Raw genomic sequence first — 21250 nt, forward strand, 5'->3', positions numbered from 1 at the left:
AGCGTTGCGCTCGAGAGCGGGCATCAGCCGGCAGGAGGTACCAGCATACGGCGCAGCCAGACCCCGCATTCATCAATGGCCTGGTCGGCCTGAATGTGCTGACCAAGCCTTCGAACAAAGGCGTGAATCATGCCGTAGTAGTGGCTGTGACGCGTCAGCACGCCCTGCTCGGCCAGTAGCTCGGCATAGCGCACGCCTTCGTCACACACCGGATCAAACTCTGCCGTCATGACCAGTGCCGGCGGTAGCCCGGACAGGTCCTGCGGTTCGAGCAGCGTATTGAACGGATGGGCGCGGGCTTTCTCATCCGGCAGATACTGCTGGATGTACCAGTCGCGCGCCTCACGAGTGAAACCATAACCGCTGGCATGGCGTGTCAGCGAATCCAGCCCGTCGCGCTGAAAATCCAGCATGGGATAGAGCAGGCACTGACCGCGCAGCGTTGGCCCGCCCTCATCACGTACCCGCAGCGCTGTCAGCGCTGCCAGAAGCGCACCGGCACTGTCCCCGGCCAGTGCCAGACGGGTGTCGTCGCCACCAAAACTGCCGGCGTGACGGCCGATATAGCGCACGGCAGCCAGCGCATCATCGGGCGCGGCCGGAAACGGATGCTCCGGTGCCAGACGATAATCCACAAAGGCCACGATGGTTTTCGAGGCGCGACACAGCGCGCGGCAGATCACGTCATAGGTCGCCAGCGACCCGGTGACAAAACCACCGCCATGAAAGAATACCGTGACGGGTCTTGGCCCGCTCGAGCCGTGTACGAAGGGGTAATAAAGTCGCAGTGTCATGGCGCCGCCCGGGCCGGGAATCGAGATATCCCTGATTTCTGCGACCGGATACGCCAGCGGCGGGCGCTGAAGTTTCAGATTGGCCTGATCGGCGACAGCGCGGCGCTGGGCAACACTCATGGCGCTGACATCCGGCGCCCTTTCTGCGGCTTCCTGCAGCCAGCGTCCAAACTGCGAATCTAGTGGCATATTCCCCTCCTCTGACGTGGCTCCAAGCCCTCAGCCTAACCTGAATGGAGCTGCGCGTCGCGATGACGCACAATGTATGCGATTTTCACCACAGTCATGGTCCTGGACACGGACTCACTTCTGTTAACGGTTGCTCATGAACACTCGCACACTTGCCCCCCTTTACCCCATTATCGCCGCCATGCTGCTGACCGGCTGTGACCGCGTCCCCGAAGTCGAACTGGCTCAGGGTGAGGCACAGGGCACCACTTATCACATCAAGTGGTGGGGCGAGGATGCCCCCGCTCATGGAGACATCGAGGCGGACCTGACCCGGGTACTCACAAAGATCGATCAGGACATTTCGACCTATCGTGACGACTCCTGGATTTCACGCTTTAACGACAGTCGCAGTACCAATTGGCAGGCAGCGCCGTCCGACGTCATTCATCTGCTGCAGATTGCACGCCGCGTCAATGAACAGTCGCAGGGCTGCTACGACCCGACGGTCGCTCCGCTGTTTCGGTTGTGGGGATTTCAGGACGAACATTTCCAGGTGCCCTCGGAAGCGGACATCCGTGAGGCCATGACGCATATCGGCCTTGAGCATCTCGAGATCGACGCCAGCGCCGGAAAAATCCGCAAGACGATTCCCGAGCTTTCCATCGATCTATCCTCGATGGGCGAAGGCTTCAGCGTGGATCAGATTGCCGCAATGCTGGAATCCCATGGCATTCACGATTACCTGGCAGAGCTGGGCGGCGACATGCGCATCCGCGGCACCAAGCCGGACGATGAGCCCTGGCGGGTCGGGATCGAGACGCCAAGCCCCGGCGAGCGCCGCGCCGGCCATATCGTGACCGTCAACGACCGCCAGGGGCTCTCTCTCAACACCTCTGGTACCTACCGCCGCTATTTTGACGACAGCGGCCATGCCTATGGCCATATCATCGATCCGCGCAGTGGCCACCCCGCCACGCATGATCTGGTCTCGGCCACCGTCTTTGGCACCGAGGCCGCCGTCAGCGACGCCTGGGCCACCACCATGCTCTGTCTGGGACGAGAGGACGGCACTACCGTGGCGGACAGTGAAGGCCTGCCGGTCTATCTCATCGAACGCCACGCAGAAAACGACTTTACCGACAGCCGCACGAAGGCGCTGGAAAAAAGCCAAAGGCTCACGCTGGAATAGCGCCACCGATCGGCAGAACAGAAAAAGGCAGCCGGCCCGCGGGTGGGCTGCCAGCATCAAGAAGGTCTAGTCGGCAGCGCTGCCATCACGCATGAAATTGACGATCCAGCGCGCCATGACATGATCGTCGACCGGGGCATTGAGCGAGGCCATGGCCTCGCGGCGACGCCGGTCCGGCAGCCTGTCGCCCTTGTCGGCCATCAGATCTGCGCTGCATGCCTTCGAGAACTCGGGATGACCCTGAACGCTCATGAAGCGGGCACCATACTGCAGCAGGTAAAAGGGACAGAACGGGCTTTCGGCCAGCACCTCGGTGCCTTCCGGCAGGGCCAGTACCTGGTCCTGATGACTGACGATCAGATCCAGCCCTTCCTGCCCGGGCGTCATCCACGGTTTATGATGTATCACCGTATTAAACGACACCCCCACGCCCCAGCCGCGATCGCTTTTCCCCACACGACCGCCAAGCGCCTGCGCCATCGCCTGGTGGCCAAAGCAGATGCCCACCACCGTTTGATGCTCGGCGTGTAGACGGCGAATCAGGGCCAGTAGCGACTCGATCCAGGCATGCCCCTCGTAGACGCCGGCCTTGCTGCCGGAAATCAGCCAGGCATCGACCACATCAGATTCGGTGGGCAGCTCACCGTCGTGAACCCGCCAGGTGACGAATTCGATGGCGGGGTCCACCGCCTGTAAAAGCCCCGCATACAGGGCTGGATAGTTGCCATGCACACTGGCCACATGGGGGGCCAGATCATCACACTGCAGCAGACCGACTTTCATGCGTGGTTACACCCTTTTTCTATCAACAGACACTGTCATCAGACGCTTTTATCGAATTCTGTTATCAGATGCGCCCATCGAACAGGGTTACTTTAATGTCGCCTCGGCGCTGGCAATGGCGTCAAATTCCTCTTCCGGCGCCTGTGCCACCAGTCGCTTGCGACTGTAAAGCCCAAACCAGGCCAGCATGATGGCGTAGAAAAGACCTGCCCAGAGCGCGGCCTGCAGACTGACCACAAAGGTCGAGATAAAGGCAATGATGGAGAGTCCCAGCGCCACCCCGGAGGTCCAGCGCCCGCCCGGCGTTTTATAGGGCCGTGCCAGGTCCGGCTCGCGGGTGCGCAGTAGCCAGTGCGACAGCGTCATCATGGCGTATGAGATGGTCGCGCCGAACACGGCCATGGTGATCATCAAATCCCCCTGCCCGGTCAGTGACAGTAAAAAGCCGATGACGCCGGGCACGATCAGGGCCAGTACGGGCGCCCCGCGGCGGCTGGTAATCGACAGTATCCGGGGAATGTAGCCGGCCCGCGACAAGGCAAACACCTGACGCGAATAGCCAAAGATGATCGAGAAAAACGAGGCAATCAGCCCGAACAGGCCGATCAGATTCACAAAGCTTGCCGCCCAGTTGCCCAGCCCGTAGACGGCGTTGAGGGCGTCCACCAGCGGCGCCGCCGAAGTACTCATGGCGCGGGCACCGGCACCGCCCGGCGCCAGTAGCAGCATGCAAAAGGCGAAAACCAGCAGGACAGCCATCGCCGCGATAATGCCGCGTGGCATGTCGCGTCCGGGATGGCGCGATTCTTCAGCGGCCAGCGGGACCCCCTCAACGGCCAGAAACAGCCACATGGCAAAGGGGATCGCCCCCCAGATCCCCATATAGCCGTTGGGCAGAAAGAGGGAAGCGCCCAGCGCCTGGGTCGGGGCGATATCAAAAAGTCGGGCGGTGTCAAAATGCGGCAGCATGCCGACGATGAACACGACAATGGCGATCACGGCCAGCGCCGTGACCCCCATCATGATGCGAAGCGCCTCACCTGCACCCCACAGATGCAGCCCCACAAAGGCGATATAAAACACGGCATAGACCAGCGGCCCGTCGAGCCCGATCAGGGAATTGACGTAGCCGCCAATGAAGATGGCAATCGCTGCTGGTGCAATGGCGTATTCGAGCAAAATGGCCGTGCCGGTGATGTAGCCGCCCCACGGTCCCATGGCCCGGCGGGCAAAGCTGTAGCCGCCGCCGGCGGTCGGCAGCGATGAGGAGAGCTCCGCCAGCGACAGCACCATGGCGGTGTACATGATGGCCATCAGGATGGTGGCGATCAGCATGCCGCCAAAACCGCCGACACCGATGCCCAGGTTCCAGCCGGCAAAATCACCGGAGATCACATAGGACACGCCCAGCGTTGCCAGCAGCACCCAGCCGGCGGCGCCCTTTTTGAGCTGGCGCTTTTGCAGATAGTCTTCAGCCACGGCGTCGTGACGAACGCCGCTGTCGTGCCTTTTATCATGCGTCATGACGACACCTCGCGATTGTTGTTATTGGTCGCATTGTGAGGGGCCACCCGCGGGCGGCCCCGTGCCCGGTCACGATTCAGGCGTGCCTGAGCGTCAGGTCATCATGCCCTGTCAGATCGGATCAGGCGAGTGCCTGCCGGCATCGAGTGCTGTCTATTTTGCTTTTTGAGATTCATGCGAGTCGTCATGCCCGGCAATCCAGTGCTCGAGCAGACTGATTTCACGCTGCTGGGCATCGATGACATCACGTGCCAGTGACCGCATCTGCTCGTCGCTGCCGTGCTCAAGCTCGATACGCGCCATGTCGAGCGCACCTTTGTGATGGGCCAGCATGCCGCGTGCAAAGTCCATATCGACATTGCCACTGGTACTGATGGCCATGTCGTGATGCATGCGCTGATTGGCCTCACTGAAGGCGTGCGCCGCCTGATCGGCCTCGCCCGCCGATGCGCCATGAACCTCGTGCGTGGCGGGCGCCTCTGCCAACGCCACGCCAGACATCAGCAGCCCGGCGACAAGTGACATACCGCGACCGGATATTGAGAACATCTCTTTCCTCCCTGATCAACCATGGCGATGGTGTTTACGTCACGATCTCGTGACGACGAGGCAGATCCGGACCGCGCTGCTGGCAGGTATGTGCTGCCGCCCGCATGGCAAATTCCACCATGTCGCGGCGCTGATCCAGCGTCAGCTGACCGGGGCCTTCGGGCGTGGCCAGGCCCTGTTCGTCAAGCCAGGCCAGCAGGGCGGCCATGAAGCTGTCGCCGGCGCCCACGGCGTCCACCACACTGATCACTTCAGGCGTGAACGACTCGCTGCCGCTTGTCGTGAAAAGCGTGACGCCCTCCCCGCCGCGGGTCATGATGACCATCGGGCAACGGTCATTAAGCCAGCCGCGGATCACCTCTTCCGGGTCCCTGTCCGGATAAAGGGACGCAAGATCTTCATCGCTGATCTTGATCAGATGGGCATGCGCAGCGAAGGTATTGATACGCTCGCGCCAGCGGGCCACGTCGGGCTCGACCTTGAGACGAATGTTGGGATCCAGCGAGATCAGGCAGCGGTCGCGCTCACGCGCCACCAGCGCCTCCAGCGTTTCGGTGGTGGGCGAGACGGCGAGCGCATAGGAACCGACATGAATGGCATGCACCGTCTCAAGGTTTGAGGGCAAATGCGCCGTTTCCAGCATGCGATCGGCGCCGCACTGGTTGTAAAAGACGTAGCGCGGCGAGCCGTTATCATCCAGCGTCACCATGGCCAGCGTGGTCGCACTGCCGGGAATTTCGACCATAAAATCGGTCTCGACCGCCTCACTGGCCAGCACCGCACGCAGGCGCTCGCCCAGCGCGTCCTGCGCCAGCCCGGTGAAGAAGGCGGACTGACGCTCAAGGCGTGAAAGGCCGATGGCAACGTTCATGGGCGAGCCGCCGGCCACGGCCGTAAACGACAGCGATGAAGCGTCCGGGGCGATCTGCCCCTCATCGGAAAAGAAGTCAAAAAGGGCCTCACCGCAGACCAGAAACATCGAACGCCTCCACAACCGTTTGAAAAGGAACAAGCTTAACGCACCCGGGCCCGAACGTCGTGGGCCTCATCCGCTGCCCCTTTTCGACCGTTCGATCAGTGCCGGTCGTCGGCGGCCACCCTGATCTGCAGCTTGACGTCCGTGGGCCGCGCCTCGGTAGCTCGATCAAAGGCCGCCACGCTCTGGTCGAAATCAAAGGTTTCGGCAATCAGCGGCTTGAGGTTCACCTTGCCGGAGGCGATCAGTTCGATGGCCCGGTCATAGACGTTGGCATAGCGAAAAACGGTCTCGATGCGCACTTCCTTAGTCTGGGCGAGGACCACATCGAAGCTGACCTTTTCGACCGGCATGCCGACCAGCACCATGACGCCGCCCGGACGAACGCAGGCCAGCGCATCGTCATACACACGCGGGCTGCCGCTGGCTTCAAACACCACATCGGCGCCCCAGCCTTCACCGGTCAGCTCGGCGACGCGCTCGGTCAGCGACTCGTGGGCCACGTTGACCGGAATCAGCCCCTTGTACCCGGCAGCAATGGCGAGCTTGTCATCCACCACATCAGAGATCACCACGCGGCTGGCGCCGGAGGCCAGAGCCGCCAGGGCCACCATCAGGCCGATCGGGCCGCAGCCAGTCACCACACAGGTATCGCCCGGCTGCAATTTTGCCTTGACCACGGCCTGCATGCCCACCGCAAACGGCTCGACCATGGCCCCTTCGGCAAAGGAGACGCTGTCCGGCAGCTTGAAGGTAAACGCTGCCGGATGAATGACCTCGGGCGTAAGACAGCCATGGATGGGCGGCGTGGCCCAGAAGCGTACGGCAGGGTCGACGTTGTACATTCCGAGTTTTGACGCACGCGAGGTCGCATCCGGAATACCCGGCTCCATGCAGACCCGATCACCCGGAGCAAGCGTTTTGACATTGGCGCCGACTTCCATGACGGTACCGGCGCCCTCGTGACCCAGCACCATCGGCGCCTCCACCACAAAGGGACCGATGCGCCCGTGGGTGTAGTAGTGAATATCGCTACCGCAGATGCCCACGGTGTGCATACTGATGCGCACCTCATCCGGTCCGACCTCACCGGGCAGTTCGATCTCACGCAGGGCCAGCTCGTTCTGACGCTCCAGTACCAGTGCTTTCGCCTTCATGTCACGACCTCTCGTTGATGGACTGCCCTGCAGTGTCAGCGCCAGAGGGCGCCAGCGCTTTACAACCATGGTCTTATAAAAAAAGGCCCTGCGACGCAACGCCTTCCGGCTGGAAAGGGTAAATCGATCCCAGTGCCATCAGGTCGGTCAGCTCCTGAAGCGCTGCCAGCGACTCGTGGGCCAGCTGCGGGTCGGCAAGATCCTCAAGCGTCAGACGATCGCGATAGTGACGCTCGACCCATTGGACGAGGTCCCGATACAGGCCATCATCAAGCATGACGCGCCCGCTCATCGCCTGACGTTCGGCCTCATCAAGCACCACACGCAGGCGCAGGCAGGCCGGGCCGCCGCCGTTGCGCATACTCTGTTTGACGTCGCGTACCACAACCTCGCTGATCGGGTTGTTGCCCCCCAGCAGCAGGTTCTGGATCGTCATCCAGACGGCCTCATCGGCCTCGCACTCCCCCGGCACCACCAGCGTCATGCTGCCGTCGCTCTGGCTCAAAAGCTGGGAATTGAACAGATAGCTCGCCACCGCGGCTTCCAGCGGCACGGCCTCCTCGGGCACGCGGATGGGAATCAGCGGCTGGCCATCGCTGCGCGCGGCAAGACGATCGCGCAACGCCTCCAGCACCGCACGCTCTTCAAGGAAGGCACGCTCGTGATAGAGCAGCACCGGGCCATTGCCGACACAGATCACGTCATTGTGAAACACGCCTGCGTCGATGGCCTCCGGGTGCTGCTGGGCAAACACGGTCTGCTGATCACTCAAACCGTGCTGGCGCGCCAGCGCCCGGCAGGCCCTGAGCGTTTGACGCGGGCGATGGTGTGTCGGGGCAGCCAGGGTGTCCGGCGCCGGGTCGCCATGCACGAACAGATGCACGCCCGGACCGCCGTGCTGCGCGCATAGGCGAGTATGGTTGGCCGCGCCCTCATCGGAAAACCAGGGCGTGGCCGGCAGTGCCGGGTGGTGGGCAAAGTATCGATCGTCGGCGAAGATCGCCCTGAGGGTTCGCGCGGTCTGCGCCGTCTCGATCGAGCGATGCAGCGCCGACTGCATGTTGGCGGGCGTAACGTGTACGCGTGAATCCAGCGTGTCGCGCGAGGGCGTGATGGTGGCGGCGTTGGCCGTCCACATGGCCGCCGCCGAGCAGGCGGCGTACAAAAGCTCGGGCGACTCGCTGCCGACTCGCGGCAGAACATCTTCCGGGGCGCCGCGATAGCCAAGACGATGCAACAGCCCCATGTCGGGGCGCTGCTGCGGCGGCAATACCGCCTGAGCAAAGCCGGCATCGCGTGAGGCCTTCATCTTTTCAAGCCCTTGCAACGCCGCTTCTCGCGGGTTGGAGATCAGCCCGGCGTGACGTTTCGAGGCCAGATTGCCCTGCGCCAGCCCCGCGTAGTTGTGTGTGGGGCCCACCAGACCATCAAAATTGATCTCGATGGCATCACTCATATGGCCTCCTCACCGTCATGGCAGGCCAGCGTAATGCCCGGCGGCAGCTGATCCGGCAGCACCAGCGTATCGCTTTCCATGGAAGCGACCGGCCAGGCACAGTAATCCGCTGCATACCAGGCGCTGGGGCGGTGATTGCCGCTGGCGCCCACGCCACCGAAGGGCGCATCGCTGGCCGCACCGGTGGTCTGTCGATTCCAGTTGACCACGCCGGCACGAATGCGCAGCACAAAGTCTTCCCAGACCTCTAAAGTGCCGCCAATCAGTCCGGCGGCCAGTCCAAAACGGGTGTTGTTGGCCTCGGCAATCGCATTTTCCCAATCAGGATAACGGTATATTTTTAGCAACGGTCCGAAATATTCCTCGTCCGACCCCTCAATGCCGGTCACGTCCATCAACCCCGGCGACAGCAGACTGGTGCCCTTCTTCACGCACGTCATGCGCGACAGCACCCTTGCCCCCATCGTCTCGAGCTGCTGCTGGGCGTCGAGCATTTTCTGCGCCGCCTCTGGAGACACCAGCCCGCTGTAGAATGGCTCCTGCTCGCCGTGTCCATCCATACCATCAAACTGCGGCCCCACCACCAGCGTGGCCAGTGTTTGACGCAGGGCCTCGATCAGCCGATCTCCCGAAGTGCCTTCCGGCACCAGCAGACGTCGGGCGCAGGTACAGCGCTGGCCGCCCGATAGATAGGCGGACTGAATAATGGTCAGCACCGTGGCCTCGATGTCTTCCGGCACGTCATGAATCAGCAGCGGATTATTGCCGCCCAGCTCCAGCGCCAGCATCGTCTCCAGTCGACCGCCCATGCCTTCGTGCAGACGCTTTCCGGTCCCCTCGCTGCCGGTAAAGAGCAGCCCGTCGATCCCGGTGTCGCCGGCCAGCGCCTGGCCGGTCTCGATGCCGCCCTGTACCAGATTGATCACGCCCGGCGGCAGGCCGGCTTCCTGCCAGCAGGAAAGCACCAGATCAGCCGTGGCCGGCGTCAGCTCGCTGGGCTTGAATACCACCGTGTTGCCGGCCAGAAGCGCGGGCACGATATGACCATTGGGCAGATGGCCCGGAAAATTGTAAGGCCCGAAAACGGCCATGACGCCGTGGGGGCGATGACGCACCACGGCGCGCACGCCGGCGTTTTCCCGCACGCGGGTGGGCGTGCGTTCATGCCAGGCCGCCATGGAAACGGCAATCTTGCCGATCATGGCCTGAACTTCGGTACCGGCCTCCCAGCGTGGCTTGCCGGTTTCCCGGGCAATGGTATCCGCCAGCACGCTGCGGTGATGTTCCAGACGCTCACGGAAGGCTTCCAGCAGGGCGATACGGGTCTCGATCGGCTGTCGTGCCCAGCCCGGAAAGGCTTTCCGGGCGGCAGCAACCGCTCGCGCCACCTGATCGACACTGGCACCACGACCCTGCCAGAGACCTTCACCGCTGACCGGGTCACGCTTTTCAAATGCGCTCCCCTCGCCCGAAATCCATTCACCGCCTACCAACAGCTGCTGCATGATCTCGATACTCATCTCTTCCTCCATGAACATGGCATGCTCAGGTGGCCAGCAGCCTGAGCGTATCTCCGTTGTCGACCTTCAGCCGCTGCGCCTCTTCCGGGGTCAGGGCAATCACGTCGTCCTGCGGCCCCCGCCCGACCCAGCCGGCCCGGAAATCCACCGCCGCCCCGGTCGTGGCCGCCAGCCAGCCCGGCCGCTCGTCATTTGAAAGCGCCTCCTGAACGCTGACACGGGCGGTCCGGCTATCGCGAATTGAGCGCACGTCATCAATGTAGGCCTCCACGGTCGGGCCGCCGTCAAAGATGTCGATGTAGCCTTCAAAGCGCAGACCGTCGCGGTTGAGCATCGCCAGCGCCGGGCGGGTCTGGGTATGGACCTGACCAATGCATGCCCGGGCACCGGGCGGCAGAAAGGAGATACAGATCGGGTGGCGCGGCATCATCTCGCCGATAAACCCCTTTTCGCCCATGCCGGTGAGATGGTCGGCACGCTGAAACTCGATGGGCAAAAATTTCTGGCCCAGTGCTTCCCAGAACGGACTGTTGCCGTCGTCATCAAAGCGACCACGCATCTCGGCCAGCACCCGGTCCGGGAAGCGCTCTCGAAAGCCGGCCATGAACAGCCATCGCGCCCGGGACAACAGCGTGCCGTTGCGCATCGGTCTTTGTGCCTCGCCGCGCCAGCGCTCTCGCAGATAGAGCGAGCACACCTCGGCGGAGCCGGTGTGATCGGAACACAAAAAGAGCGTATCCAGCGTTCGATGCAGTTCCAAATGGCTGGAGGAATGCGCCAGCTGGCCAATGCGGTAGTGGTAAAATGGTGCTTCGAGCCCGACTCGCGACTCGATCGCACAGCAGCCGGCCAGACGCTCGGCACTCTCCAGAGGCTGGCTGTCATCCTCGAGCACAAAGAAATAGAGCGCAGCTTCAGGCGCATCGTCTGTCGTGTCATGCGAGCGCTGAAAGCTCTCGCGAGCATGGGCGATCTTGTCGATCAAAAAGTCGCGGCTGTCCGGCAGGGAGGTAAACCCGGGGCCGGTCTCGACGGCGATCGCCTGCAGGGCATCGATGTCCCCTTCCTCGATGGGGCGAATCAGCATGATGGGTCCTCCGCATCCTCTGTGCCATCAAACGGGATCACCAGCACGGGTTCATCGGTATCCACCGACAAGCCCCGGGCACTGTCGACGTCCATCACGCACTGCCCCCGCTCGTTGATACACCCTGTGACCACGCTGGCCCTGAAGTCACCCCGCCGCTGGCTGGCAATCAGCATGGGCCTGGCGCCGGCGCCTTCGGGCACGGCGTCATCAATCTGCGCGGTCAGCCACTGACCATGGGGCAGATGATCGCGCGACGCTTCCAGCAGCGGTCCACCATCGAGCATGTCGACATGGCGCGACAGGCGAAATCCCTCCTGTTGCCAGGCCGTCAGGGCGTTGAGATGATTGTCGCCGGCCCGACCGATAGCGTCACGCGCATGGTCGTCCAAAAGCGGCAGGTACAGCGGAAACGGCGGCATGACTTCACCAATAAAGCTTCTCGACCCCAGGCTTGCTGCCCGGTGAATGTCATCGAAGTCACGCGAGAAGAAATGGCGCCCCACACCATCCCAGAAGGGCGTTCGCCCACCCTCACGATAGCCGGACAGCGCCACGAACAGTGTCGCGGCAAAGCGCTCCGGAAACCGGGCGATCAGCGCCAGCCGCGCGGCGCGCAGCAGGCGGCGAGCGCTGTCGGCCTGGCCATGATCGGTGGTCGCCAGCGCGCACAGCAGCGAGGCGTGAGACATCTCATGCGAGATGGATAAAATGTCCACTTCGCGGCGGACATCGAGCTGCTGCGAGGCGTGAATCAGCGTTTCCTGACGATAGGTGTAATAGGCCTCCCGGCCCCCTGCCAGCGCCTTGACCGTGGCCGTAGCGATCACCTCACCCGCCTCGGTCTCCGCCACCAGCACATACTGTTCATCCCCCGGGCGGTCAACGCTTGCTGCCAACGCCGCCTGGCTCGAAGCCAGGCGCTGCATCAAGCGGTCACGATCGGCCGGCAGGTTGGTCAGGGCAGGACGCGCCATCGCGGCCATGGCCATGATGGCGTCGACATCATCAGGCGTGGCACTGCGTGCAATCAGTGACATGACAACGCCCCTTAGCCGTTGGCCATTACCCGCGCCAGGGCACGATCAAGACACGCCATGCCTTCATCAATCACTTCCAGCTCGATGACCAGAGACGGCGCAAAGCGCAGCACATTGGGGCCGGCCACCAGCAGCATCAGCCCCTCTTCGGTCGCGGCTGCCAGTACATCACGCCCCCGCTCGCCAAAGGATTCATTGAATTCGGCCCCCAGCAGCAGCCCCATGCCGCGGATGTCGCTGAAGCAATTATATTTTTCGTTGAGTTTTTGCAGATGCTCGCGAAACCGCTGTGAGCGCGCCTCGACGCCCTTGAGCACCTCGGGCGAGCTGATGGTTTCCACCGCCGCCAGCGCCACCGCCGAGCCTAGCGGATTGCCGCCATAGGTCGAGCCATGGGTGCCGACCACGAACACGCGCGCAATCTCGTCGGTGGTCATCATCGCGCCCATCGGGAAACCGCCGCCCAGCGCCTTGGCTGACGTCAGAATGTCGGGGGTAATGCCGTAATGCATATAGGCGTACAGATGGCCGCTGCGGCCGACACCGCACTGGACTTCATCAAGGATCAGCAGCGCCTTGTGATCGTCACAGAGCGTGCGCAAACCTTCGAGAAACTCGGGCGTGCCCGGGGTGACGCCGCCCTCACCCTGCATGGGTTCGACAATAACCGCACAGGTGTCGTCGTTGATCAGCTCGCGCGCACTTTCAAGATCGTTATAGGTGCCGTGCACGATACCGCCGGGCACCGGGCCGAACCCCTGGGAGTACTTGGGCTGACCGCCGACGCTGACGGTGAAAAAGGAGCGGCCGTGGAAGGACTGTCGAAAGGAAACGATGCGATGCTTTTGTTCGCCTGCCGTGTCATGGGCATAGCGACGCGCCAGCTTGAGGGCCGCCTCGTTGGCCTCCAGCCCTGAGGAACACAGAAACACCTTGTCGGCAAAGGTCTTCTCGACCAGCGTACGGGCCAGTTTCAGTGCCGGCTCATTGGTATAAACATTGGAGAGGTGCCAGACCTTCTCGCTTTGTGCCTTCAGCGCTTCCATCAGTACCGGATGGCAGTGTCCCAGCCCATTGACCGCGATGCCGCCGGCAAAATCGATATATTCGCGACCCTCCTGGTCCCACAGGCGGCTACCCTCGCCGCGCACCGGTATCACCTTCTGGGGTGAATAATTGGGCAGCATGTACTGATCAAAGGCTTCACGGGTGGGGGTCCAGCTCATGACAGGTCTCCGTTGACAAACACATCTGGCGACAAGACGTCGCCGACAGGTATATCAGTATACGCAGAGGAGACCGGCAAAAGGCAGGGGGCAAACGTGATCCATGCAGCAAAGATGCCATCGTTTTGGTAGCAGGGTCAGGGCGACTGCATGGCGCCATTGCGCACGCGCACCTGCCAGTCCTCCCAGCGGCTCAGATGGCTTGAACTGCCGACCGGCGCCTCCTGGCCCGATGCCGTCGATGTCCAGAGGCTGCTGCCGTTGAAACTATAGATGGGGATCAGATCCCGGCGTGACGTTGCCGGTGCGATGGTTTTATTGATGTTGTCCAGAAGCACAGGCATCTGCTGCGGCGTGGCCGCCCAGGAAAGCACCATGTGGAACTGGTCATAGGGCACGTATTTGACGTAGTGAAGGCGCATCTGGTCATCGGGGACCCCCAGTTCGAGCAGGGTCAGATACTTGGCCAGAGCAAAGTCCTCGCAGTCCCCGCGCCCAACCCCCAGAAACTCGATCGGCGTGGCCCAGTAATCTTCCTGATGCCAGATATTGACGTCATCTACAAAACCCAGCTGATTGAAAAAGTCGTTGACGCCGGCCAGCTGCGCCGTCACTGACTGGCCCTTGAGCCGGGTGATCAGCGCCTGCCAGCGCTGCACCCGCTCAAGACCGGCAGTACCGTAATGCGACGTGATGGCAGAAGAGGCTGGAGTAGAGGCATTCGACAGCATGCCGGCCGAGACCGGAATGGCGATCGCCAGCAACACTGTCACTCCCCATCTGCCCCATTGCCCCATCACAAGACATTCCCTGTCAGATCATGCTTGTCTATCGGCCGATGCGTCGATCAATTGACCACGGGGTTCAATGGCACGGCCGGTGCGAGATAGCCCTGATAGCCGTCCGCTCCGATATCAGTGACGCGCTCTCGCTGCGCCTCGGACTCGACACGCGTTACGATCACCAGCGCCTCGATCTGATGGGCAGCCATGCAAAGGCTGCGCAGAAACTCATTATCGACGTCATCACGCACGAAAAAGGTCTGATCGATCTTGACGTAATCCGGCCGTAGCCGGCTCAGAATCGGCAGGGAGTTCAAATCACGTGCAAATCGATCAATACCGCCCCGCCCATCCAGGTTCCACGCCACGCGGAACAGGCGCTGTACATTGTCGGTATGGCGCAAGACGCTGTCTTCGGTGACCTCAAGGTCCAGACGACAGGCCAGCGTCGGATAATTTTTCAGCCACTCGATCAGGCCATTCACTTCTGCATCGTTGCCAATCAGATCCTGGGTCAGGTTCACGGCCAGACGGCGATTGGTCTCATGACCATGGCGGCTCAACCAGTCCAGTACATAGCGGTCCATCTGCGCGCCGATGCCGAAATGCCGCGCGATGGGCAAAAAGGTCGAGGCCATATGCAGTTCGTCGCCTTCCCTGAGCCGCATAAAAAGTTCTCGATGCAGCTCCTGACCATCGTTAAGCAGTACAGGTTGCGCCACGAAAGTGGCTTCATTGCTGGCCAGTGCACGGTCAATCACCATGCGCCATTCACCGCGACTGCGTTCGTTGTGGCGCGCCTCGCGTGATCCAGTAACCCATCGCTGATCGGATTCAATGGCTTCACGCAGCGCACTATCGGCCTTGGAAAGCATGGTGGCCCTTTGAAGTCCCGGTTCACGCAGTACGACACCCGCGCGGGCATGATGCACGCGCGACTCATCGAGCGGATTGATATCCACAATGTCGTCGATTCTGTCCAGCAGGGTCACCAACAGTTCTTCACGGTGATCATCGCTGTCATCGGGCACGATCAGGGCAAACTCTTCAGCCGAAAGTCTGGCGGCCTGAATGGGTGTGCCCTGAACGCTGATGCCCGACAGGTAATGACCGATGGCTCGAATGGCGCTATCACGCTGCTCAAAGCCATCACGACGATAGATTTCGCTGAGGTGATCGATCCGCAGGATCATCAGCGCCCCGCTTTCAGGCGCCGCCAGCCACTCATCCAGGATGCGGGTTAGATAGGCGCGATTGCCCAGTTTGGAGACAGCGTCCTGCTCGGCCATGCGCTGCAGACGGATAACCTGCGCGGTCTGTGCCACGAACTGGTCGTTGAGCCGCGCGCTGAGCTGATTGACCGCCAGAGTGATGCCCTGAAGTTCCCGAACGCGGGTCGATGCAACCGGCTGGGCATAACCTTCGATCTGCAGGGTTTCCAGGTAATGGGACAGGCGATGCAGTGGGGCCAGAAGCCGTCGGAAGCCCAGCGCACAGATAACCAGTGTCAGCGCCATGCCGATCGCCAGCCACAGCAGCAGGTTCAGACCCAGCTTCCACAGCTGGTTGTAGGGCAGACTGTTGTCAGCCTCTAGCATGATGGTGCCCAGCGGCGACCAGCCGCCGGAAATTTCGCGCCGATTGGACAGCTGTGGCAGCGCGATCAGCGACTGGAACCAGCCAGGCGCCCGGGTTGCACCCGGGTTTTGCACCACGATCGGCTCGTCCAGCCCCACCGCATCGAGCCTGAGCGCACTGACAAAGCTGCCGTCCGAGGTGGCCTGCAAAAGCGTTCGAGCGCTGGTCCAGTCACCCGCTTCAATGAACTGCACCAGCGCCAGGCTCAACCCCTGCGTCATGTTGGACGTTTCCATACGTTGACTGTCGAGCAGCGACTGACGGGCATGGTTAACGTTGATGGCAAAGATGCCGATCGAAAAGACCAGCAACAAACCGGCCACCCCTGCCACCAGACGATGAAAGAGACTCATGTGGCATCCCCCTGAGCACTACTGCCTGTTCCAAGCAGCTGATTTCCCTCAACATCCTCCGGATCAATGTAAATCTGAAGGGTGTCGAGCAGGTTGCCGGTGACAGCCAGCAATCGATATTGCGCGCGAATCAGGGCAAAACGTGCCTGGAGCTGATCCTGCTGGGCACCGTAGAGCTCGGTTTCACTGTCCAGCACATCCAGCAGGGTGCGACGGCCAATATCGAACTGCTTGCGATAATTGACTCGGGTCTGCTCGCTGGCGCTCATGTGACGCGCCAGATACGGCAGCTGGCTAGACACATAGTCGCGAGCATTCCAGGCCAGGCGCAGCTCGTCGCGCACCTCGCGCAGGGCGCGGTCACTGTCGTACTGCACAGCTTCCAGCGAGTGCTGGCGCGCACGCATTTCGGCGACATCGATGCCGCCGCGATAAAGATTCCACGACATCACCAGATCGGCATTCCAGTCACTGGAACGGCTGCCCTCAAAGTCGTAGTCCCGGCTGGCCAGCCGGCTGGCCTGAAAGCGCAGCTCCGGCAGAAAATCGGCGCGTTCGGCACCGACTTCATGACCGGCGGCCGTCACTGAACGACGAGCCGCCACCAGAATCGGGTTGTGTTCATTGGCCATGGCCAGCGCCGCATCGATATCGTCGGGAACGACGGCAAGATCAACTTCCTGCGGCGGTGCCAGATCCCGAGGCGGCTCGCCAACCAGCCGCACAAAGGAGGAAATGGCATCTTCACGGTTATTATATGCCGCAATCAGGCTGGCTTCAGCCCGGGCCAGACGGCCGTCGACCTGACTGGCGTCGGTGGCCGTTCCCGCACCCAGCTCGCTGCGACGCCGAATGTCGGCGGCAATGCGCTGGTGGGTGTCCACATTGCGCTCGGCAAGTTCGATCAGCCGCTGGGTCTGCAAAACGTCCAGATAGGTCTCGATTGTCGCCAGCCCGAGTCGATTGGCCGCAGCGGCCACCTCCCAGCGCTGATAATCAACCTGATTGTCGGCATTGCGCACCCGCTCAAGGGTGCGGTTGTTGTCCCAGATCAGCTGTGACAGCGTTATCGAGCCGCGACGATAATCGTGGACGTCACTGTTGCGATCAAGTCCGTTGACCTCGCTGTCGTTACTGCCTCGCCCGGCACGCGCCTCCAGATCCACCGACGGCAGCCAGGCGCCCCGCTGCGCCCGGGCATCGTCTCTGAACTGTTCATAGCGCGCGACTTCCGTGCGCGTTATGGGGTTTTCCATGATGGCCTGCGTCACGGCGTCATCCAGCGACTGCGCCTGCGCCGCCCCTGTGAGTGAAAGCACAAGGCACCCGGCCAACCATTTTTTCATCACAAATCCCCTGATCTATTTGTCATTGTTTGGCGTGGCCGCACTCAACGTTCCCGCAGAGCGCCCTGCTGCGCTCTCAATATCGGTTTGAGCAGATATTGCAGGATGGTTTGATCGCCCGTGATCACATCCACACTGGCCTGCATGCCGGGAATGATCATCATGGCGCTGCTGTCACTGCCCAGATGATTCTGATCGGTTACGACGGTGACCTCGTAGAAACTGTTGCCCTTCTCATCCTGAACCGTGTCCGGGCTGATGCGCTTTACCACGCCCTTGAGCCCGCCATAGATGGTGAAGTCATAGGCAGAGAGCTTGACCGTGGCCGGCAGCCCCGGATGGATAAAGCCGATGTCGCGAGGCGGGATGCGCACATCAATCTGCAGCTGATCCTCGATGGGCACGATCTCCATGAGGCTCGCGCCAGGTTCGATGACGCCACCGATGGTATTGACGTTGATGGTGCGCACACTGCCCTGTACCGGCGACGTCACCAGCGTTCGATCCAGCCGGTCCTGCAGGCTGGCGCGTCCCTGCTGCTGGCTCTCCATCCGGCTTCGGGCCTCGGTCAGGGCATCGGCGCTACGCACACGGAACTGGGCGGCCACATCGCGACGTCGACTGATGGCCTCCTGCAGCTCGGACTGTTTGGCAGGGATGGACAATCGTGCAGACTCAAGCTCGCCGCGCAGGTCATTGACCTGACGCTGCTGTTCGAGCAGATCCACCCGGGAGACCACACCTTCCTGCACCAGCGGGGTGGTAATCGCCAGCTGCTGACTGGCCAGCTGATAGCTGCGAGATAGACTGCCGGCCCGAGCGCGAAGCTCATTGAGCTCCTGGTTGCGCTGAGCGATCTGATCGCGGGATTGAGCCAGCTGCGTGCGCAGCCCACCTATCCGCTCGCGATAACCTTCGGCAGACGTGTCCGCAAGCCTTGTATTATCCGCCATGAACGCTTCATTGAACTCGGGCGGCTGTGAGGTAATGATGACCTGATCCTGCCAGCTGTCGGCCTCGGCATCGATGGCCACCGACGATAGCTCGGCATGATACTGGGCAATGGCCGACTGAAGTCCTGCCAGGGTGGATTCACGTTCGGCAAGATCGGAACTGGCCCGGGTCGGGTCGATTCGCGCAAGCTTCTGGCCGGGCTCGACAATATCGCCCTGGCGTACGTAGAGCTCGCTGACGATCCCGCCTTCCAGGTTCTGGATGGTCTGCAGGCGCGTCGAAGGCACGACCTGGCCGGTACCGCGGGTCACGATCTCGACATGAGCCAGCGCCGCCCAGCCAATAAATGCCGCCAGCACCGCCAGCAATACCCATAACAGAATGCGCGAGCGCCAGGGCGTGGCCATCAGCATGGCGGCACTGGCATCGTCGGCCAGTTCAAGCTCATGACTTTTGGGACGCGGCCAGCGTTTCGATCTACCCATTAGTGCCATGGCGCACCTCCGGCTCGGCACTGGCCGCACTCGAGCCCGGTCCGGCACCAGGCGCGTGTACCCGACCTTCATTGAGCGCCTTGAGCACGCTGGCCTTGGGGCCATCGGCAATGACGCGGCCATTGTCGAGCACGATCAAGCGATCCACCACCTCCAGCATCGAACTCTTGTGGGTGACCAGCACCACGGTCTGACTGCGCGGCATGTCGCCCAGAACACGACGCAACCGCGCCTCGGCGCGGTTGTCCAGATGCGCGCCGGGCTCATCGAGCAGCAAAAGGGGGGCATGGGTCAAAAGTGCTCGCGCCATCAAGACCGACTGGCGCTGCCCGCTGGAGAGCAGGCGACCGCCCTCGCCGACCTGACGGTCCAGGCCGTCCGGATCATGGCGGGTAAATTCAGTCACCCCGGCCACATCGGCGGCACGCTGTATGGCCTCGTCACTGGCATGAGGCTGGCCCAGCGTGATGTTTTCGCGGATGGTGCCGAAAAAGAGTGCGCTGTCCTGACCGGCGTGACCGATATGGCGCCGGACATCGGCCGGGTGGAGCTGATTGATGTCCAGCCCGTCGATGCGCAGACTGCCGCTGGTGGCGCGGTAAAGTCCGGTCATCATGCGCTGCAGCGTGCTCTTGCCAGCTCCCATGCGCCCGATGATGCCCACGCGCTCGCCGGGCTCAATGGTCAGACAGACGTCGTGCAGAATCTCGGGCGACTCGGGGGTGTACTGAAAGCCGACGTGATCAAATTCGATGCGCATGTTGAGCCGGTCGCGATGCACATAGTTCTTGCCCTCTTCGACTTCCTCGGGCATCTGCATGATCTGATCAATGGCGGCCATGGCACTGCGGGTCTGCCCCAGACGCGTGATCAAAAGCGCCATCTGGGCCAGCGGCTGCAGGGCGCGGCCGGTCAGCATGACAGCCGCAATCAGCGCCCCCATGGAGAGCTGCGCATCCCCGATCAGATAAACGCCGTAAATCACCAGGGCCACGGTAGCGAGCTGATTCACGCTCATGGTCAGAGAGGACACGGACGTCGACAGGTTGCGGCTCTTGACGCCCCATTTGGAGATTTCGCCCACGGCGCGCTCATAGCGACGCTGGGTTTCGCCCTGGGCATTGGCCAGTTTCAGACTTTCAAGGCCGGCCACGCTCTCGACCAGTCGCGCATGCTTTTCAGTCGCCAGCCGCGACCCAAGCTCGATCGAGCGCTTCATCGGCCACTGAATCACGATGCTGTATCCGATCAGGATTACCAGCGCGATGATGGGCACCCACACCAGCGGGCCGCCCACGATCCAGACCACCGCCAGAAAGAAGATGGCAAAGGGCATGTCGACCACGGTGGTCATGGTCATGGAGGTAAAAAAGTCGCGAACCGAATCAAATTCCTGCAGATTCTTGACGAAGGCCCCGACCGAGACAGGCCGCGCCTCCATGCGCAGGTTCATGACCTTGGCAAAGATTTTCGAAGAGAGCAGCACCTCGGACTTGCGCCCGGCCGTGTCCAAAAAAAAGGCCCGTACCTGACGCACCAGTAGATCAAATGCCACGATAATGCCCATGCCGCTGGCCAGCACCCACAGCGTGCTGAACGCCATGTTGGGCACCACCTTGTCATAAACATTCATGGTGAACAGCGGCGCGGCCAGCGCAAACAGATTGATTAAAAGCGAGGCGATCAGGACATCACGATAGATCGGCGTGGAGAGCTTGATGGTCGACCAGAACCAGTGCCCTTCGGCCAGTTTGACGGTTTCCGGCGCACGCTCGTCAAAACGGTGCTCACGACGGATATAGACAATCTGACCGGTAGCTTCCTCACACAGGCTATCCATGAGGATGTCCTGGGTGCCATCGGCTTCCGGCAGGTAGATAGTGGCATGTTGTCGATCGCTGTCGCGCGACAACATGATCGCGGCACGTCGCCCTTTCAAAATCACGATGCAGGGCAGCAGAATGTCAGCAACACGATCGGGGCGCTGGCTGACCAGTTTGGCAGACAGTCCCGCCCGCTGGGCGGCACGGGGTAAAAGCGACAGCGTCAGACGTCCGTTATCCAGGGGCAGGCCATCGCTGATGACCTCCCCCGAACGCGGTGCCCCATGATGGCGCGAAAGAAAGACCAGCGATTGCAGCAGCGGGTCGCTTTCCTTGCCGGCGATGGGCTCCGGACGAAGTGGTGTGGGTTCCTCTGCCAAGCTACTGC

Annotated in this window: 17 protein-coding genes; 1 reads left to right on the forward strand and 16 read right to left on the reverse strand. The window is 61.9% G+C overall.

What is annotated here, in order from left to right:
* Positions 1–23 precede the first annotated feature (23 nt).
* On the reverse strand, positions 24–983 hold the full coding sequence (locus KSP9073_RS09775; protein WP_108842752.1) for an alpha/beta hydrolase: 960 nt from the start codon (positions 981–983) through the stop codon (positions 24–26).
* Between the two features lie 136 nt (positions 984–1119).
* Here KSP9073_RS09775 and KSP9073_RS09780 point away from each other — a divergent pair, with 136 nt between their 5' ends.
* Positions 1120–2154, forward strand: a complete 1035-nt coding sequence (locus tag KSP9073_RS09780) for an FAD:protein FMN transferase (RefSeq protein WP_108842753.1) — start codon at positions 1120–1122, stop codon at positions 2152–2154.
* Between the two features lie 66 nt (positions 2155–2220).
* On the opposite strand, the gene KSP9073_RS09785 is transcribed toward KSP9073_RS09780, so the two are convergent.
* The 15 genes from KSP9073_RS09785 to KSP9073_RS09855 all read right to left on the reverse strand — a co-directional run bounded on the left by KSP9073_RS09785 (position 2221) and on the right by KSP9073_RS09855 (position 21242).
* Complete coding sequence (locus tag KSP9073_RS09785) at positions 2221–2937, reverse strand: type 1 glutamine amidotransferase (RefSeq protein WP_108842754.1); 717 nt, start codon at positions 2935–2937, stop codon at positions 2221–2223.
* 87 nt (positions 2938–3024) lie between these two features.
* The gene (gene eat, locus KSP9073_RS09790) at positions 3025–4461 is read right to left on the reverse strand and encodes an ethanolamine permease (RefSeq protein ID WP_108842755.1); all 1437 of its coding nucleotides are present in this window, start codon (positions 4459–4461) and stop codon (positions 3025–3027) included.
* A gap of 153 nt (positions 4462–4614) precedes the next feature.
* Positions 4615–5010 (reverse strand): CopM family metallochaperone, encoded by a 396-nt coding sequence (gene copM, locus KSP9073_RS09795; RefSeq protein ID WP_243409178.1) that lies wholly within the window; start codon positions 5008–5010, stop codon positions 4615–4617.
* A gap of 34 nt (positions 5011–5044) precedes the next feature.
* Complete coding sequence (locus KSP9073_RS09800) at positions 5045–5989, reverse strand: carbohydrate kinase family protein (RefSeq protein ID WP_108842757.1); 945 nt, start codon at positions 5987–5989, stop codon at positions 5045–5047.
* A gap of 95 nt (positions 5990–6084) precedes the next feature.
* On the reverse strand, positions 6085–7143 hold the full coding sequence (locus tag KSP9073_RS09805; protein ID WP_108842830.1) for an NAD(P)-dependent alcohol dehydrogenase: 1059 nt from the start codon (positions 7141–7143) through the stop codon (positions 6085–6087).
* A 73-nt stretch (positions 7144–7216) separates the two neighbouring features.
* A complete protein-coding gene (gene astB, locus KSP9073_RS09810; protein ID WP_108842758.1) occupies positions 7217–8599 on the reverse strand; it encodes an N-succinylarginine dihydrolase in 1383 nt (460 codons plus the stop codon).
* Positions 8596–10113, reverse strand: a complete 1518-nt coding sequence (gene astD, locus KSP9073_RS09815) for a succinylglutamate-semialdehyde dehydrogenase (protein WP_108842831.1) — start codon at positions 10111–10113, stop codon at positions 8596–8598. The genes astB and astD overlap by 4 nt, the downstream gene beginning before the upstream one ends.
* 31 nt (positions 10114–10144) lie before the next feature.
* Complete coding sequence (astA, locus tag KSP9073_RS09820) at positions 10145–11206, reverse strand: arginine N-succinyltransferase (protein ID WP_108842759.1); 1062 nt, start codon at positions 11204–11206, stop codon at positions 10145–10147.
* Positions 11200–12246, reverse strand: a complete 1047-nt coding sequence (locus KSP9073_RS09825; protein ID WP_108842760.1) for an arginine N-succinyltransferase — start codon at positions 12244–12246, stop codon at positions 11200–11202. The genes astA and KSP9073_RS09825 overlap by 7 nt, the downstream gene beginning before the upstream one ends.
* 11 nt (positions 12247–12257) lie before the next feature.
* Complete coding sequence (locus KSP9073_RS09830) at positions 12258–13472, reverse strand: aspartate aminotransferase family protein (RefSeq protein WP_108842761.1); 1215 nt, start codon at positions 13470–13472, stop codon at positions 12258–12260.
* Between the two features lie 137 nt (positions 13473–13609).
* On the reverse strand, positions 13610–14239 hold the full coding sequence (locus tag KSP9073_RS09835; protein ID WP_207771452.1) for a transglutaminase-like cysteine peptidase: 630 nt from the start codon (positions 14237–14239) through the stop codon (positions 13610–13612).
* A gap of 80 nt (positions 14240–14319) precedes the next feature.
* The gene (locus tag KSP9073_RS09840; protein ID WP_108842763.1) at positions 14320–16245 is read right to left on the reverse strand and encodes a bifunctional diguanylate cyclase/phosphodiesterase; all 1926 of its coding nucleotides are present in this window, start codon (positions 16243–16245) and stop codon (positions 14320–14322) included.
* A complete protein-coding gene (locus KSP9073_RS09845; protein ID WP_108842764.1) occupies positions 16242–17591 on the reverse strand; it encodes a TolC family outer membrane protein in 1350 nt (449 codons plus the stop codon). Before KSP9073_RS09845 ends, KSP9073_RS09840 begins: the two co-directional genes overlap by 4 nt.
* A 44-nt stretch (positions 17592–17635) precedes the next feature.
* The gene (locus tag KSP9073_RS09850; protein WP_165814219.1) at positions 17636–19039 is read right to left on the reverse strand and encodes an HlyD family type I secretion periplasmic adaptor subunit; all 1404 of its coding nucleotides are present in this window, start codon (positions 19037–19039) and stop codon (positions 17636–17638) included.
* A complete protein-coding gene (locus KSP9073_RS09855; protein ID WP_243409179.1) occupies positions 19023–21242 on the reverse strand; it encodes a type I secretion system permease/ATPase in 2220 nt (739 codons plus the stop codon). The genes KSP9073_RS09850 and KSP9073_RS09855 overlap by 17 nt, the downstream gene beginning before the upstream one ends.
* Positions 21243–21250: the final 8 nt, after the last annotated feature.

The organism is Kushneria phyllosphaerae (assembly GCF_900312995.1).
In the GTDB taxonomy this organism is placed as follows: domain Bacteria; phylum Pseudomonadota; class Gammaproteobacteria; order Pseudomonadales; family Halomonadaceae; genus Kushneria; species Kushneria phyllosphaerae.